Source organism: Streptomyces sp. GbtcB6, assembly GCF_019091475.1.
GTDB lineage: Bacteria > Actinomycetota > Actinomycetes > Streptomycetales > Streptomycetaceae > Streptomyces > Streptomyces hyaluromycini.
Genome location: NZ_JAGXJL010000148.1, coordinates 1 through 1,734, shown reverse-complemented (window position 1 = coordinate 1,734; position 1,734 = coordinate 1). Strand labels below are relative to the sequence as shown.

Sequence of the window (1,734 nt, the reverse complement as noted above, 5' to 3'; positions counted from 1 at the left end):
CCGACCTGCGGAGGCCCCGTGACCACCCCCACCTACCGCAGCCCCACCGCCCCCCCCGACGACCGCGCCCGCGCGGATCGTCGCCAACGGGCGCAGTCCGTGACGGCGGGCCAGCTCGGCCGTCGTGATGAGCAGAGCGGCGGCTCCGTCGGAGATCTGGGGGGCGGTGCCCCCGTGGATGACCCCGTCCTCCTGGAACGACGGCTTGAGCCTTGCCAGGGTCTCGGGTGACGTGCCCCGGCGCAGCCCCTCGTCCTGCTTCAGATCCGGTGCCGCGGGCACGGTGACCAGTTGCTCGTCGAAGACCTCCGCGTCGATGGCGGCGGCGGCCAGCGTGTGCGAACGCGAGGCGTACTCGTCGAGCCGGTGCCGGTCGAGCCCCCACTTGCGGGCGATCATCTCGGCCCCGGCGCCCTGTTCCAGCCGGTCCGTCCGGTAGCGGTCCAGCACGGTCCGCCCGTAGGGCAGGCCGGTCTGCCGGGCGGCTCCGAGCGGAACGCGCGACATGGACTCGACGCCCCCCGCGATCACCCAGTCGTAGGCGCCCGCGACGCCGGCGTGCACCGCCGACTCGAGGGCCGGCTGGCTGGAGCCGCAGGCCCGGTTGAAGGTGACTCCCGGAATGCACTCGGGCCAGCCGGCCGCGAGGGTCGTGAACCGGGCGATGTTGCTGGACTGGTCGCCCAGCTGCGTGACGCACCCCCACATCACGTCGTCGATGTACTCCGGCGGGACCTCGTTGCGCTCCACGAGCGCGCGCAGGACCACCGCCGACAGGTCGACGGGGTGCACCTCGCTGAGCGCGCCGTTGCGCTTCCCGACGGGAGTGCGCACCGCGTCCACGATCACTGCCTGACGTGCCGTCATCTCTCCTCGCTCCCACATCGCAGGTTCCGCGTGTCGACCCGGTAGGGCTCGCGGGGCCGGTCAGCGTGCCGGACCGCTCCCAGGCTCGTCCGCCCGCCACCGTGCGAGCGTGTCCTCCACCGACGACGCCGACGGCGCACCCGCGAACCGCCGGCCACCCAGCGTCGGCCGCCATCCCGTCCGGCCGTCCGGCGCGGGCACCAGCGCATGTCTGGCGCGCAGGTGCGGATGTCCGGCGGCCTCCGCCAGATTCAGCACGGGGCTCAGACAGGCGTCCGTCTTCTCGGCCGCCGCCGCCCATTCGTCCCGGGTGCGCCGCCGTACGGCCCGCGCGATCTCCCGGCGCAGCTCGGGCCAGTTGCGCGGGTCCTCGCGGGTGTCGGCCCAGGCGGGATCGAGGCCCAGCAGCTCCACGAGTGCCGCGAAGAACGGGGCCTCCAGGGCGCCGATCGCGACGTGCCCGCCGTCGGCGCACGGGTAGACGTCGTAGTAAGGCGCCCCGGTGTCCAGCCTGTTGGTGCCGGCGACATCCGACCACGTGCCCCTGGACCGGTACTCGTGCAGCATGGCCGTGAGGTAGGTCGTGCCGTCCACGATGGCCACGTCGAGCACCTGCCCCGCCCCCGTGCGGTCGCGTTCGTGGAGCGCGGCCAGGACGGACATCACCAGGTACATGCCGCCCGCGCCGAAGTCCCCCAGCAGGTTGGCGGTCGGGACGGGTACCTCGCTGCGCCGGCCGGCATGGTGCAAAGCCCCTGTGATCGCTATGTAGTTGATGTCATGCCCCGCCGTCGGTGCCAGCGGGCCGTGCTGTCCCCAACCGGTCATGCGCGCGTAGGCCAGCCGTGGGTTGGCCTTTCGCACTTC

Annotated in this window: 2 protein-coding genes; both read right to left on the bottom strand. The window is 73.2% G+C overall.

Going from position 1 to position 1,734, the window contains the following annotated elements:
- Positions 1-867 (bottom strand): thiolase family protein (locus KVT45_RS54885; RefSeq protein WP_217562603.1); only part of this gene is annotated, 867 nt, incomplete at its 3' end.
- Between the two features lie 60 nt (positions 868-927).
- Positions 928-1,734: CaiB/BaiF CoA-transferase family protein (locus KVT45_RS54880; protein WP_217562601.1), on the bottom strand; the 807-nt coding region annotated here is incomplete at its 5' end.